The 15509-nt window shown below is 45.3% G+C and carries 14 protein-coding genes and 1 other annotated feature; of the genes, 2 read left to right on the top strand and 12 right to left on the bottom strand.

All coding sequences use genetic code 11. The annotated features are described in order from the left end of the window. Position 1 precedes the first annotated feature (1 nt). The 3 genes from opp3C to KNO95_RS01585 form a co-directional block, all read right to left on the bottom strand. Entirely contained in the window at positions 2–1027 is a 1026-nt protein-coding gene (gene opp3C / locus KNO95_RS01595; RefSeq protein ID WP_026826411.1) for an oligopeptide ABC transporter permease, read from the bottom strand. Next, positions 1027–1953, bottom strand: coding sequence for an oligopeptide ABC transporter permease (opp3b, locus tag KNO95_RS01590; protein ID WP_026826412.1), 927 nt, complete (start codon positions 1951–1953; stop codon positions 1027–1029). Before opp3b ends, opp3C begins: the two co-directional genes overlap by 1 nt. Positions 1954–2261: 308 nt before the next feature. After that, positions 2262–3878 carry a peptide ABC transporter substrate-binding protein gene (locus KNO95_RS01585; RefSeq protein WP_214878192.1) on the bottom strand — a complete coding sequence of 539 codons (1617 nt, stop codon included), beginning with the start codon at positions 3876–3878 and terminating at the stop codon, positions 2262–2264. A gap of 269 nt (positions 3879–4147) precedes the next feature. On the opposite strand from KNO95_RS01585, the gene KNO95_RS01580 reads away from it, so the two are divergent. Next, a complete protein-coding gene (locus tag KNO95_RS01580; RefSeq protein WP_214878191.1) occupies positions 4148–4516 on the top strand; it encodes a DUF3899 domain-containing protein in 369 nt (122 codons plus the stop codon). 46 nt (positions 4517–4562) lie between these two features. Beyond that, positions 4563–4770 (top strand) — a binding site (T-box leader). Positions 4771–4820: 50 nt separating this feature from the next. Continuing rightward, a complete protein-coding gene (gene trpS, locus KNO95_RS01575) occupies positions 4821–5822 on the top strand; it encodes a tryptophan--tRNA ligase (protein ID WP_214702331.1) in 1002 nt (333 codons plus the stop codon). Positions 5823–5957: 135 nt separating this feature from the next. Here the strand turns inward: trpS and KNO95_RS01570 are convergent, their stop codons facing one another. The 9 genes from KNO95_RS01570 to mltG form a co-directional block, all read right to left on the bottom strand. After that, positions 5958–7616, bottom strand: a complete 1659-nt coding sequence (locus KNO95_RS01570; RefSeq protein ID WP_214702332.1) for a peptide ABC transporter substrate-binding protein — start codon at positions 7614–7616, stop codon at positions 5958–5960. A 202-nt stretch (positions 7617–7818) separates the two neighbouring features. Further along, a complete protein-coding gene (locus KNO95_RS01565) occupies positions 7819–9351 on the bottom strand; it encodes a peptide ABC transporter substrate-binding protein (protein WP_214702333.1) in 1533 nt (510 codons plus the stop codon). A gap of 66 nt (positions 9352–9417) precedes the next feature. Beyond that, positions 9418–10650 (bottom strand): beta-ketoacyl-ACP synthase II, encoded by a 1233-nt coding sequence (gene fabF / locus KNO95_RS01560; protein WP_026826418.1) that lies wholly within the window; start codon positions 10648–10650, stop codon positions 9418–9420. Next, positions 10647–11606: a beta-ketoacyl-ACP synthase III gene (locus KNO95_RS01555; RefSeq protein ID WP_214878190.1), complete on the bottom strand. Its 960-nt coding sequence runs from the start codon at positions 11604–11606 to the stop codon at positions 10647–10649. The genes fabF and KNO95_RS01555 overlap by 4 nt, the downstream gene beginning before the upstream one ends. A gap of 85 nt (positions 11607–11691) precedes the next feature. Further along, positions 11692–12393, bottom strand: coding sequence for a 5'-methylthioadenosine/S-adenosylhomocysteine nucleosidase (gene mtnN, locus KNO95_RS01550; RefSeq protein ID WP_214702337.1), 702 nt, complete (start codon positions 12391–12393; stop codon positions 11692–11694). 54 nt (positions 12394–12447) lie between these two features. Then, positions 12448–12921, bottom strand: coding sequence for a transcription elongation factor GreA (gene greA / locus KNO95_RS01545; RefSeq protein ID WP_026826421.1), 474 nt, complete (start codon positions 12919–12921; stop codon positions 12448–12450). A 67-nt stretch (positions 12922–12988) separates the two neighbouring features. After that, positions 12989–13624, bottom strand: a complete 636-nt coding sequence (udk, locus tag KNO95_RS01540) for a uridine kinase (RefSeq protein ID WP_214702339.1) — start codon at positions 13622–13624, stop codon at positions 12989–12991. 16 nt (positions 13625–13640) lie between these two features. Further along, on the bottom strand, positions 13641–14282 hold the full coding sequence (locus KNO95_RS01535) for an O-methyltransferase (protein ID WP_214878886.1): 642 nt from the start codon (positions 14280–14282) through the stop codon (positions 13641–13643). A gap of 62 nt (positions 14283–14344) precedes the next feature. Beyond that, positions 14345–15487: an endolytic transglycosylase MltG gene (gene mltG, locus KNO95_RS01530; RefSeq protein WP_214702340.1), complete on the bottom strand. Its 1143-nt coding sequence runs from the start codon at positions 15485–15487 to the stop codon at positions 14345–14347. Between the last annotated feature and the right edge of the window lie 22 nt (positions 15488–15509).

Here is a 15509-nt window from a genome sequence, read left to right as displayed (position 1 = left end):
ATTATTTACGCATTTTCGGATCGAACGCATCACGCAAGCCATCGGCAAGCAAGTTGAAGCTAACCATGAGCAAGACGATGATGACCGATGGGATAACAAGAAGGAACGGGAATGTCCGTAATTCTTTGTATCCATCGTTGATCAACGTACCAAGTGATGCTTGTGGCGGTTGAAGCCCGATTCCGATAAAGCTGAGGAATGCCTCGAAAAAGATGGCAGATGGAATCGTGAACATGAGTGTGATGATAATCGCACCCAACGTGTTAGGAATCAAGTGTTTGAAAATTAAACGGGTACTTGATGCGCCTAATGTACGAGCGGCCAAGACGAACTCTTGGTTCTTCAATTTCAAAATCTGACCTCGAACGAGTCGACTCATCCCAATCCATCCTGTGATCGCCATGGCTAAAATGATAGTGAAGACACCCGGGTCAAAGATCAAGATGAATAGAATGATTAAGATTAAGTTTGGTACACCTGTCAAAATTTCAACGATCCGTTGCATGATATTATCGGTACGTCCACCGAAGTAGGCAGAGATTCCACCGTATGCGACTCCGATGACCGTATCGATAATCGCTGCCATCAAACCGATGAAGAGGGAAATACGCGTCCCTTCCCAAATACGCGACCAAAGATCACGTCCGAGATAGTCCGTACCGAACCAGAAGTTCTCTTCTACACTCTTTTGTTCATAAAAATCGATGTCGCGTCCTCCGAGTGTCGCCATCCCGTCAAAGCCTGCCCATTCGAGACCAGTGACTTTAGGCGGAAGCTTTGCTTGTGAAATATTTTGTTCGTATGCGTCACGCCCTGAAAGCATAGGACCAAAGAGCGAGAGCAACACGAGAAGTAAAATAATCGAAAGCGATACGATTGCCGCTTTGTTTTTCTTTAGACGCATCCAAGCATCTTGCCAAAAGTTTAAGCTTTTTCCTGCAATTCTTTCACCAAGCTGTTCATTCATTTTTACGGGTGCGAACATGTCTTGGTCGAACTGTTCGAAATTCTTTTTGTTTTCAATCATCAGTTATTCCCCCCAAGACGAATACGTGGGTCAACAACGCCGTATAGCAAGTCGACAAGTAAGATAATTAAAATGAAGACAGCCGAGAAAAATAGTGTCGTCCCCATGATTACGGTATAGTCGTTCAACGTGATTGACGTGACGAACAATTCTCCGAGTCCAGGTACAGCAAAGATTTTCTCAATAACGAATGTACCTGTCAAAAGAGCCGCTGTTAACGGACCTAAAATTGTAATAGCTGGAATCATTGCGTTACGCACCATGTGTTTCCACACAATTGCGTTACCACTAAGTCCTTTAGCCTTGGCAAGCGTGACATAGTCCTGTCCCGTAACCTCAAGCATCTCGGTACGGACAAAACGAGCAATCGATGCCGTGACTCCAAGAGATAATGAAATCGTCGGCAAAATCGTATGTGCTGGCGAATCCCAGAATGCGACTGGGAGCAACTGCAATTTGACCCCAACATAGTACTGAAGAAGGGCTGCGAAGACGAAAGATGGGACAGAAATACCGATTACCGATATGAACATCGCACCATAGTCGATCACCGTGTTGTGACGAATTGCCGCGACAACACCTAACAATATACCTACAAGAGTTCCGAGAACTAATGCTTGGAGCCCTAGTTGTGCTGAAGGACCGATTCGTTCCATAATCAATTCAGTTACTGGACGGTTTGCTGTACGGAATGATACACCAAGGTCACCTTGAAGCATGTTTCCGATGTACGTCGCGTAGCGGACCGGCAGCGGATCATTGAGTCCGTAGCGGTCATTCAATAATTGAATTTGTGATTCTGTCAGTTTTTCCTGGTTTTGATACGGAGAACCTGGGAGCAGGTCCATCAGGAAGAACGTAAACGTGGCAATCAAAAAGAACGTAATGACGCCGTAAGTCAGCCGTTGTAGGATATAACGTCCCATGAATAAAAACCCCCTGTGTTTTGTCTAATTCTTTCTACTACTTGCACCAACAGCTTTACTATGACATATGACCCATTTTTCAAATTCACAAAATGAAAGGAATTTTCTGAAAGAATAGATTACACCTCATCTCAAGGCTCTTAGTACAGTGGCTGAAAACAAAGAATATTCTTTTCAAAGATTATTCTGAATTTTCACTGTTACTACATTATACTTTACCAACAAAACATTTGAACAGTATTTTCTCTTACTTTAGTAGAATTTTTTAGAAAATTGGGGACATGCGGTTCGCATGCCCCCTCATTCCATTACTTGATATCAACGTATTTGTACTGGTAATCAGCACCAAATAATTGACGGTTAAAGTTTTCGATGTTTGGACGAATCAAGTATGCCACACCAGCTTGATAAATCGGCATGATTGCTTGATCTTGTTCAATCAAGAGCGCTTCTGCTTCTTTGAACAAGTCATAACGTGCATCAATGTTTGTTTCAGCAGATGCTTCGTTAATCAACTTGTCATATTCAGATGACTTGTACTTGATATCATTTTGGCCGTTATTTGATGTGAAGATACCAAGGTTTGTAAGTGGATCTTGATAGTCAGGTCCCCATAATGCGAACGACATTTGGTAGTCCCCGTTTGCTTCACGCTCGAGTTTGTTGTTGAAAGGCTGTTGCGCGATCTCAACCGTTACGTTCGGCAAGTTCGACTCGATTTGACCTTTCATGTACTCAGAGATTTGTTTCGATACTTCGCTATCGAATGAGAGAAGTTCGATCGTTGTCGCTTCTCCGCCTGTTGCATCTTCCCAAAGTGAAGCTGCTTCGTCAGCGTTCGTTTCGAAGTATTTGACGCCTTCAGTATAATCCGTTCCATCTTCATATTTGATGAAGTCTTTCGGGATGAATGAAGTTGTTGCCATTGAACCGTTGTTCAAGAGCTGATCGATGATTCCTGATGGGTCAACTGCACGTGCGATTGCCTTACGTGCATTTACATCAGAGAAAATCTCATCTTCATGATTGAACTTGAAGTAGCCGATTGACGAACGAAGACCTGTGTTGTAGTCTTCATCTTCTTGGAATGCTGCGACTTGTTCAGATGCAAGGCCAGCGTAATCCACATCACCAGCTTCATACAAGTTCACGACTGTAGATGTTTCTTTAACAACTTTTACGTCAACAGAATCAAGTGCGACGTTTTCTTTATCCCAGTACGTGTCATTTTTCGTTAAGACATATCCTTGTTCACGATCCCAATTAGTCCATGTGAACGGTCCATTGTAAAGAAGGTTTTCAGGGTTTGTTGAGAAATCTTCTCCCGCTTCGGTTGCAAATGCTTCATTGATTGGTGTGAACGTACCGAATGAAGTAAGCGAAAGGAATGATGGGTCTGGACGCTCAAGAGTGACTTCGAGTGTCTTCTCGTCAATTGCTTTTACGCCAAGCTCTTCTTTCGGCGTGTCACCTGTGTTGATAGCCTCAGCGTTTTTAATTGTGTTCATGATGTAAGCGTACTGTGAACCTGTCGCAGGATCGACAGCACGTTGCCATGCATAAACGAAGTCATTTGCTGTGACCGGTTCTCCGTTTGACCATTCAGCATCACGAAGTTTGAACGTATAAACAGTTCCGTCTTCGCTTACTTCCGGCTCACTTTCTGCGAGTGCCGGAACGGCATTTCCATCTTTATCAAGACGGTAAAGACCTTCCATCGTGTTTGCGATCAAGTTGAATGCGACCGCATCTGTAGCAAGCGCCGGGTCGGCTGTTGTGATATCTGACGTATCCGTCAAACGAAGAACTTTTTCTCCATTTGAAGAACCGTCGCCATCAGAGTCTCCGCCTGTCGAACAAGCTGCGAGTACTGAACCGAGTGCTAAGATGAGTGTCATCATGAGCAGAATCGATTTTTTCTTCATTGCGATTTCCCCTTTCGATTTGAAAAGCTAGCCGTTCGTCGAATGAACATCTTACTTTTTCTTTAATTTTCTGAATATTTCATAAAGTATTCGACGAAAGAACGTTAGGGCTATTGTAAGAAATTTTTAATCAAACTGTCAACTATGGAATAAAACGCTATCATAAAATCTACCTTTCACACTCGCTTTCCCCCCCGTCTTACTAGTATCATAGAAGAAACATAGAATGGCGACTCATACCTTCTACGGTTTGAAAGGAGATTACAGCGTTGAAAAAGTTTCGAAATATATTTTTTGTTTGGGGAATTGTCACAATCGTCTACACCATTTGGTCGTTTTCCGCCTATTATCGAAGTGAATCTTTTCTCTTTCATTTGAGTGGCGGATTATTCGTTTCAGGAGTTCTCACGTTTGCGATCGGAATGTTTTCACATATGAGCGCGACCGGTCTGTTCGATGGCTTCATGTATGGTTTCAAACGAAATCGACGGGCGAAACTTAAAGAAATCGATTCAGACTATGAAGAGGACGAGGAAGAAGATCCTGAAGATCGTCTTCTTCGCAAACAATCAGCGTGGAGCTGGGTGTATGTGGGAGTCGGGAGTACCGTACTCTCATTCCTCATTGCGTTGATTTAATTCATCTTTTAGTTAGCCGGATCCTGTGCTAAACTTAATGCAGAATAAGAACACATGGAAGAAGACAAGTAGTTCAAATTTCCTTTTCTCCAGAGAGTCTACGGTGCTGCAAGTAGATGATAAGGCTTTGAACGAATGGACTTTGGAGTGGCTCGCTTGAACTTGAGTATGGCGAGACGGTTCACGCTCGTTATTGCGTTCAAGTGGCATATTTCATGCAAATTTGGGTGGCACCGCGGTTATTCGTCCCGATTTTTTCGGGCGGACGACTGCGGTTTTTTATATTTTACGGAGGTGTATACACATGGCAACTATTTTTTCAGGTATTAAACCGACCGGCGTCGTGACGCTCGGAAACTACCTTGGCGCGATGAAGCAATTCGTCGACCTACAAGACGATCACAATGCATATTATTGTATCGTCGATTTACATTCAATCACAGTTCAACTTGACCGCATCGAGCTCATGAACAACACAAGGAAACTAGCAGCACTTTATCTTGCATCGGGTCTCGATCCAGAGAAAGCAACCATTTTCGTACAGTCTGAAGTAAAAGCGCACGCCCAACTTGGATGGATGTTAACATGTATCGCCGGCATGGGTGAACTCGGACGCATGACGCAATACAAAGATAAGTCGCGAGGCAACGAAAACGTTGGCGCAGGGTTGTTTGTTTATCCGACCCTCATGGCCTCTGATATCTTGTTATACAATACAGAACTCGTTCCTGTCGGGGATGACCAAAAGCAACACATCGAATTAACGCGTGATTTGGCAGAACGTTTCAATAAACGCTACTACGAGACGTTCACGTTGCCAGAACCACTCATTCAAAAAGAAGGCGCACGCATTATGTCTCTTACGAATCCGACGAAGAAGATGTCAAAATCGGATACAAACGCAAAAGGGTATATTTCAATGCTCGATGAACCAAATGTCATTCGTAAGAAGATTAAGAGTGCCGTCACGGACTCGAGCGGTGTCATCTCGTTCGATCGTGAGAACAAACCAGGTATTTCAAACTTATTGGAAATTTATTCACTCTCGACAGGGACATCGATTGACGACCTCGTCAAACAATATGAGAACTCCAATTATGGAACGTTCAAGCAAGATGTGGCGGAAGCTGTCGTCGCTTTACTTGAACCGATTCAAGCGCGTTTCCACGAACTGATCGATTCTACAGAACTCGATGAAATTCTCGATGCTGGCCGCGCGAAAGCAGAAGCCGTCGCCAATAAAAATCTCGCGAAGATTGAAAAAGCGATGGGTCTTAGTCGCAAACGGGCAAAAGTGAAAAAGTAATTTAACCTATTAAAAAACTGCACCCCAATTGTTAGATGTGTCTAACAATTGGGGTGCAGTTCATTTTTTGAGAGTCTTTTTAATACACAAAAAAGAGAGACAGGCGTCCCTGTCTCTCTTAGTAAAGATGATTGATTATTCTTTGCCTTCGATTGAAGCCCACTTGTAAGAGTAGTCCGCACCGAATGCATGCTCGACGATATCCTTAACGTATGGTTTCGTAAGGCGAGCTGAACCACGTTGGTAAACTGGTGAGATTGCGTTCTCTTCAAGAACAATTTTCTCAGCATCTTGCATTTGAGTCCAACGCTCAGCAGGGTCTGTGCTTGATTTCGCATCAGCGATGAGTTTATCGAATTCTTCGTTCGACCATTTACCACGGTTGTATGGTCCGTCAGTGACGAAGAGGTCAACGAATGTCATTGGATCTTGGTAGTCAGGACCCCAACCAGCGAACGTGAACTCGAAGTCTCCGTTGTTCTCAAGGTCAAGTTTGTTATTGAACGGCTGTTGCTTGATAGTAACCGTCATACCTGGAAGGTTTTTCTCTAGTTCACCTTTAATGAACTCACCGATTTGCTTCGCAGATTCTGAGTCATAGTTGAGAAGTTCAAGTTCAATTTCTTCTGTTCCGAGCTCAGAAAGCCCTTCTTCCCAAAGTTTTTGAGCTTCTTCAACGTTGTATCCGCCGATATCTCCATTACCTTCACGGAAGTCTTTTCCGTCAGGACCTGATGCGAAGTCTTTTGGAACGAAGAAGTTCGCAGGGATTGAACCGTTCGCAAGAAGTGTTTCTGCAATCGCAGACTTGTCGTAAGCGCGGTCAATCGCATTACGAATTTTTTGGTTGTTAAGCTCTTCCACTTCTGTGTTGAATTGGAGATAGAAAATCGTCGGTTCTACGACTGTTGAGAAGTCTTCGTTATCTTGATATTGGGCTACGAGCTCCGAAGTCAAGCCTGTGCGGTCAACGTCACCATTTTCGTACAAGTTAACACCTGTCGAAACTTCTTTAACGACTTTAACGTTGATTTCTTCAAGTTTAACTGCTTCTGCATCCCAATAGTCTTCGTTCTTGACCATCTTCCAACCTTGTTCGCGCTCCCAGCTATCGAGTTTGAACGGTCCGTTGTAAAGAGTCGTCTCTGCAGATGTACCGAAGTTTTCGCCTTGCTCTGTGTCGAATGATTCAAGTTTTGGCATGAAGACACCAAAGCTTGTCAATCCGAGGAAGTAGTCAGCTGGTGCTGTCAATTTAACTTCAAGTGTTTGATCGTCGATTGCTTTAACGCCTACTGCATCGCGTTCGCCTTCGCCTGTATTGTACGCATCTGCGCCTTCGATGACAGACATAACGTATGCATATTGTGAAGCGTTATCTGGGTTGAGTACTTCTTTCCAAGCGTATTCGAAGTCGTTCGCTGTGACAGGCTCCCCGTTTGACCAAGTCGCGCCTTCACGAAGCTTGAATGTGTAAGTCTTCCCGTCTTCTGAAACTTCGTGAGATTCAGCCATACCCGGAGTTGGCTCATCGTTCTCATCCATACGGTAAAGACCTTCGTTAACGTTGTTCAACACGTTGAACGATACAGCATCCGTTGCGAGTGTAGGGTTAAGTGAAGGAATATCCGAGCTGTCGAGCAAGTTGAGGACTTGCGCTTCATCTGCAGAACCTTCCGAACCTGATCCGTTTGAAGACCCTGTGTCTTCATCCCCTGTCGAACATGCAGCTAGGAATGCACTAGATAAAAGTGTAACCGAAGATGCTAAAGCAAAACCTTTTTTCTTATTCATTGCGATGACCCCCTGATTTTTTCGTTTTAACGAATTGAATGATGGTAGAAAATTCAGTCATTTGTTCTGACAGTATTTGTTACCAAAATCCCGTTGATGCAATAATACAATATTCTGATAATTTTGCAAAGTGTTTATTTTGATTTTTCTAAAAAATTTTCTCTATAGGCTAAAAGCCCGCCTACAGCGGCGGGCTTTTAGCTCAATTTTCATATTTTTTTGTAAACGTTAGGACATATGAAGGACCGATGACCGGATAACCGACATGTTCATAACTTTTATCAATCATATATGAACGTCCTGCTTGATAGATTGGCATAACAACTGCTTCTTCTAACAACTGTGCTTCTGCCTGTCGTAAGATCTTGTTTCGTTCATCTAAATTCTCTGTCACGCGCGCCTGATCTAGCAACTCATCATACGACTCACTTGCATATCGACTCGAATTCAACACATTTTCTGTCTCAAATTGAGTCAAATAGGCTGATAACATTGGATAGTCTGGTTGCCAACCCGACAAGGAGAATGCGTAATCACCTGAGACTTCTTTCCTAACTTTATCTCCTAAGGGAAGCTCGATGACTTTGACTGTTAATCCGTCCAACTGTTCTAAATTCTCTTTCAACTTTGTTGAAATTTGACGTGCTTCCTCATCAACAAAACTAAGCAGTTCAATCTCCACTTCGTCCTTCTTGAGACGTTGTTTTACATCCTCAAATAATTGACTGGGGTCTCCTTCTAGCTCTTTGACAGCTGACTTTTCGTCCATGACGAGCAATCGTTCCGTTGTTTGCTCCGCTCGTGCGAGAGAATCTTCAATCGCCGTCCGTTCTAATGTCAACGCGAGGGCTTGTCGAAACGCTACATCATTAAACGGTGCTTTTTCAACATTCGGTTTTAAGTAAAATACACCACTCCGTGGTACGTCCCGAATCGTCATGACCTCTTCGTTAACAGTAGACATGTCAAAATCATATGGAACCGGATGCATCCCGGATGTTTCGGACAAGTTCGGCTCACTACGGATAGAAACGGTTTCGAGCATGACGCTCTCCGCCTCACGATACGTTTCGTTTTTATGTATCGAGACAGTTGTATCATCAATTGAATTGATTTCAAACGGACCGTTTGTTTCTAGTTCATCCCACGCCTTCGCCGATAGTTGTGGTAAAAATGCGGGCATCGCTAGTACCTTCTCGAATCCTTCCATCGGTCGGATGAGGGTCAGCTCGAGCGTTTGATCATCGATTGCCTTAACTCCTAACGTACTGGGCTCTTTTTGCCCCAAACCAATTTCTTTTGCCGATTTGACATCTGCGAGTAAAAAACTGAATGGTGAATTCGTGTCATCATCGACAAGTTTACGAAAATGGTCGATGAACGTTTGCGCCGTAATCGCGTTTCCTTCTGTTGTCGTACTCTCTTTTAACGTAAACGTATATACCGTCCCGTCTTCTGAACGCTCCAATTTTTCGACAAGGGCCGGCTCGATGGACCCATCTTCACCAAAGCGATACAGTCCTTCATATAGATGCGACAATATTGTTTGTGATGCCGGATCAATCGCTAACATGACATCCGGTTGTGTTGGAAGTGACTCTCCGTAAATCGTCAAGGTTTGCTCTTCTGGCGGTAATAGTTCACGTGACTGCTCTCGTTGTTCGTTCCAAATAAATAAAAAAAGGATAAGGACTGAACCTAACAAGGCGGTCACGATGAATGATTTCTTTTTCATTCGTTGTGCTCCTTTCTGTTAGACCAACCCTTATACCCTAACCTTTTTTGAATGATATTTCTACCGTCAGTTCGTCACTTTCGCAAATGCGAGTGTCGCATTGTGGCCCCCGAAGCCGAGTGAGTTACTAAGTGCATACTGGATTTCAAGTTCCCGATTTCCTTCTCGTACATAGTCTAAATCACAATCCGCTGCAGGTGATTCGCAGTTAATCGTCGGATGAATTTTACCTTCATGAATCGAAAGCGCTGTGATGACGGCCTCGACGCCACCTGCACCACCAAGGAGGTGTCCAATCATCGATTTCGAGGAGTTCACTGCGAGCTTGTCGGCATGTTCTCCGAACACACGACGAATCGCTTTTGTTTCGAGCATATCGTTGAGCGGCGTGCTCGTTCCATGCGCGTTGATGTATTGAACTTCTTCCGGTTTAATCCCGGCATCACGAATCGCTTCACTCATCGCCTTCGAGCCACCTTCTGCCTCTGGTGACGGTGCTGTGATGTGATAAGCATCTGAACTCATGCCGTATCCGACGACTTCTGCATACATTTTCGCACCTCGTGCTAATGCATGCTCATATTCTTCTAAGACGAGCACACCTGCTCCTTCTCCCATGACAAACCCGTCACGATTCTCGTCAAACGGACGGCACGCCGTACTTGGATCCGGATTCGTTGACAATGCTTTGTTAGAACAGAACCCTGCGAACGAGAGTGGTGTGATCGGTGCTTCCGCCCCACCAGCGAACATCGCAATCGCATCTCCACGTTGAATAACGCGGAACGCTTCCCCGATAGAGTTCGTCCCTGATGCACAAGCTGTCACGGAACAGTTACTCGGTCCTTTTGCGCCAAGATAAATAGACACTTGTCCGCTAGCCATATTCGGAATCATCATTGGAATGAAGAATGGACTGACACGACGTGGTCCACGTTCGTGTAGGATGGCAGATTGTTTATCAATCGTTTCGACGCCACCGATTCCGCTCCCAATCCAAGTACCGACATCATCCGCCATCGCTTTCACATCGAGCCCACTGTCTTTATGCGCAGCATCTGCTGCTAAAAGTGAATATTGAATGAAAGAGTCCATCTTACGTGCTTCTTTCGGTTCAACTAAGTGTTCAATGCTCCATTCTTTCACTTCTGCCCCAACCTTCGCCGGATACTGACTGATGTCAATCTTCGTCAACGTATCAATCGCATTGTCCCCTTTTAAAAGGCGATCCCACATTGTCGACACGTCGTTTCCTAACGGTGATACGACTCCTAACCCTGTTACTACTACTCGTTTCATAGATGATTCCCCTCCGTAATTGTTGCCTGATTCCATGTCAAACAGCTAGCACCCCATGTGAGACCGGCACCGAACCCTGCGATGACGACCGTTTGTCCATCTTGGATTTTACCTGATTTTACCGCTTCGGCTAAAGCGAGCGGAATGGATGCTGCCGATGTGTTTGCATGGTCCTGAATGGTCATGACGACTTTCTCTTCTTCTAAACTCAACCGTTCCATCGCAGCATCGATGATTCTGCGGTTCGCCTGATGCGGTACGAGAACATCGAGGTCATTCAGTGATTTATCCGCTTTATTAAGCGATTCAAGTACGATTTCCGGCATTTTACGTACCGCAAACTTGAAGACTTCACGACCATTCATGACGATTTTACCCTCTTCATTCTCATATAGGTATTTACCACCCGTACCGTCACTTCCGAGTACGAATGAGTCAATCGAAGCGACCTCATCTTCTCCAAGTACGACGGCACCTGCCCCGTCCCCAAACAAAACGGCGGTCGATCGATCATCCCAATCAATCAGACTTCCCATCTTTTCTGCCCCGATAACGAGCGTCTTTTTAAACCCTTTTGAATCCATCAAGCTCTTCGCAGTGTCCATCGCAAAGATGAATCCGCTACATGCTGCACTCACGTCAAACGCCACAGCCCGCTTTGCACCGAGATTCGCCTGCACGAGGCATGCTGTTGCCGGGAAAGATGGTGCTGTAGCCGTCGCACAAACGATTGCCTCAATCTCATCAATCGTGACTCCTGCGCTCTGTAGAGCACGCTCTGCGGCACGTGTTGCCATATCTGCAACCGACGTCCCTGTTTCTGCTAAATGTCGTGCCTCGATGCCTGTACGCGTACGAATCCATTCATCGCTCGTATCCATTCGCTTTTCTAAATCGATATTTGTCACCCGATTGTCCGGTAAGAACGATCCGATGCCGATGATTCCAATATTCATATCGTCGACCCCTATTCTTAGTATCTGGTACTAATATAAGGGAATAAAAAGAGGATGTCAATGCATCCTCTTCGGTATAACTCGGTTATGCCTTTTCTAGTCGCTTCGTAACAGCCATGACCATCTTCGCAGAATTAATCGAAGCCGTTTCTAAAAATTCATCGAATGACAAGTTCGCCTCTTCATCCGCACTATCCGAGATGGAACGTGTCACGACGAACGGTACGCCGAACTGATAACATGTTTGTGCAATTGGTGCAGCTTCCATCTCGACAGCAGCGACCTCGTCGAAATGTCCAAGAATGTCTGCTACACGTTTCGAGTCATTGATGAATGAATCTCCTGTGACGATCAACCCTTGGTGGACATTCACATCAGGCAAGCTTTCAATCACATCTTTACAGACACTGACGAGTTTGGCATCTGCCTCATACGCCGGCGGCATCCCTGGAACTTGCCCGTATTCATACCCGAAAGCAGTCACGTCGACATCGTGGTGACGGACTTCCGTCGAGACGACGACGTCGCCGACCTTCATTCCTTTTTTAAAGCCGCCGGCAGAGCCTGTATTGATGACAACGTCCGGCTTGAACTTATCAATCAAGAGTGTCGTCCCGATTGCCGCATTGACTTTGCCGATGCCCGACTTCAAGATGACGACTTGCATGTTTCCAAGATAGCCTTCATAAAAATGATAGTTTGCGATTTCCGTATCTTTCCGTTCCGTCAACTCATTCCGAAGCAAATTCACTTCTTCTTCCATCGCGCCGATGATGCCTACTTTCATTCCGGTTCCTCCTCATAAAGAGAGCGACTTCCGAATAGGAGGTCGCTCTTCGCATTATTTGATTTCTTTTATTTCGACGACCATGTCGCCACCCGGTGTTTGAACCGTAACCACGTCTCCGATTGTACGTCCAAGCAACGCCTTGGCAATCGGTGATTCATTCGAAATCTTCCCTGTGAACGGGTCCGCTTCGGCTCCACCAACGATTGTATACGTCTCGTCTTCATTGTCTTCTTGAATGAAGAACGTCACTGTCTTACCGATAGAGACAACCGAGTTATCCCCTGCGTCATCTTGAATGATGACCGCATTGCGGAGCATCTCTTCTAGTTGTGCGATTCGTCCCTCGACCATCGCTTGTTCTTCTTTTGCCGCGTCATATTCCGCGTTCTCTGACAAATCACCGAAATCACGAGCAATCTTAATATTTTCAACGACTTCTTTACGGCGCACCGTCTTCAGTTCGTTTAATTCATTCTCGATTTTCGCTTTTCCGTCTAACGTCATATAGTGTTGTTTTTCAGCCATTTCTGTCACTCCTTCATTGTCTCCTAGTATATTACAGCTAGGGGTGAATTGAAAACGATTTATTTCCTCACGCGCGATTGCGCTCAGTGAGCACCCAACGGATTTTTGTCACGAGTAAATCAATCGCGACAAAGTTTTCTCCGCCTTCAGGAACGATGATGTCCGCGTACCGCTTCGTCGGTTCACAGAATTGCAAATGCATCGGACGTACGACGTTCGTATACTGTGCCACGACTGAATCAATCGAGCGTCCACGTTCATTAATATCACGTTGCATTCGTCTTAAAATTCGAACGTCCGCATCTGTGTCCACGAAGACTTTAATATCCATTAAATCACGTAAACGGGCATCTTCGAGCGCCAATATGCCTTCTACGATGACGACATCGACCGGCTCGATCAAAATCGTCTCGTCCGACCGTGTATGGGCCGCATAATCATATACTGGTTTCTCGACTGCCTGATGCTGTTGTAACTGTTGGATATGTTCGATTAACAAATCGTTATCAAAGGCGAAGGGGTGGTCGTAGTTCGTTTTGTACCGTTCCTCCATTGTCATCTCTGATTGATCCTTATAATACGCGTCTTGCTCAATCATGACGACCGATTGACCTTGAAACGAATCGACGAGCGCGCGGGCCACGGTCGTTTTTCCAGATCCGGTCCCCCCGGCCACGCCAATAATGACGGGTTTATGTTGCATCAAAGTTAAGTCCTCCTCATCGTAATTTACGACTGATTGCTAGGCCATCACCAAGGGGCAAAATTGCAGTATGATAATCGGTCCGTGCCATCAATTGCTCAGTAAATTGTTTTACAAGACGGACAAGCCGGCGTCTTCGACGATCAAGTACTGATACGTCTTCAAGCAGGACGTCTCCTCTCAAAAACAAATTATCGCTGTAAATCGTACCACCAATTGGTACTAAAGCGCCATACCCATCAAAAAATTTTTGATATTGTCCTTTCGCCGCATCAATAAATACCGCATCGAACTTCCCTTCAATCGAACCGATCAATTCGACAGCATCACCATGAATGAGCGTGATACGTTCACGAACATCTGATCGCTTGATGAAGCCCGTCGCTTCTTCAAACCGGCGAGCATTCCGCTCAATTGTGACGATTTCCGCATCCGGCAACAACTCCGCCATGCGAATGGCACTATAGCCGATCGCCGTCCCTACTTCGAGGATTCGAGCCGGTCGTTGCATCGCCAGTAACGAGAGAAGCACTTCAGAACCTGTCAGATCCATAATCGGAACATGGTGAACGCGCGCGAATGCCTCCATCTCCGTCAACAGCGGGGAGCGGTCATTAATCAATTTTTCTACATATCCTTCATAGGATGCATGGTCCACTCGTTCCACCTCTTCACTCTCTTCATTCAAACGACCGGAAGCAGATGCTTCCGGTCGTCCCATCAATTACTGTTTGCTTCTTCAAACGCTTCCCATTCGGAACGGTACTTATTGACGTTTTGTTGATGGTCCTCATAGTTGACTTCGAACAAGACTTCACCATTCGGGAACCCTTCACGTGGAGGGCGTGCGTAGAAGTAAATGTTCTCTGTATCGTTCGGGTTGAGCACTGCCTCAAAGGCGTCACGGCTCACGGCCGCAATCGGTCCAACTGGAATGCCTTCATAACGATACGTATTATATAAGGAATCGTTCTCCAAGTCAGCGAACGAAGTGAAAATTGATGTTTCTCCTGTACCGTACCAAACGGTCGGGTCAGATTGTAATCTCATTCCGTCGTTTAAACGATTCTCGAAGACACCGGCGATTTCTTTTCTGTCTTCCGTCGACACGGCCTCTTTCTCGACAACGGATGCAAGAGAGAGCGTCTCGTGGAACGTACGTCCTGAATCAGCTAAACGACCTTTGTATTCTTGATACATACTTTCAGTCGGCAATAACATCTCATCGATAATTTCGTTGAGTGTTACCCCTTTATTAAATTCATACGTGGCTGGGAACAGGTATCCTTCAAGCGGATGATAGATGCCGTCCTGCAACACTTCCTCCGTCAACATTTCGTGCTCATTCACGAGAGACTGAATGTATTCACGGTCACTCAATTGTTCTGAAATTTCTTCTTTCGGAATCTCGGCGACTTTCGCAAGTCGCGCAATCACCTGGTCGATTGTGAACCCTTCCGGAATGACAAGCTTGATATCAGGGACCACAATGACTTTACCTGTTTGCAACGTTTCAATCAACTCATCGATTGATTGTGACGGAGATAGTGTATACGTCCCCGCCTGAAACGAAGATTCATTTTTAAAGCGTGTATAGAAACGGAAAATCGTGCTACTCCTTACAAGCCCATTCTCTTCAAGTAATTCACCAATGTATCCCGAACCAGCTCCGAGTGGGACTTCGACCTCGACCGTTTCCGTCGATGTCGGGTCAATCGGTTCGACAGAGCGCTTCACAAATACATATGCGAGAGCAGATCCTGTGGCGATGACGAGAAGGAAGATCGCAAGGATGACAACCGTGATACGGCGAACGATTCGGTTGCGGGCACGTTTCTCATCTGACATAGATGGATGATTCATGCATTTCTCCCCTGTTCTTTTT

The organism is Exiguobacterium sp. ERU653 (assembly GCF_018617775.1).
GTDB lineage: Bacteria > Bacillota > Bacilli > Exiguobacteriales > Exiguobacteriaceae > Exiguobacterium > Exiguobacterium marinum.
The sequence above is the reverse complement of the archived record's forward strand: the minus strand, read 5'-3'. Positions and strand labels throughout refer to the sequence as shown.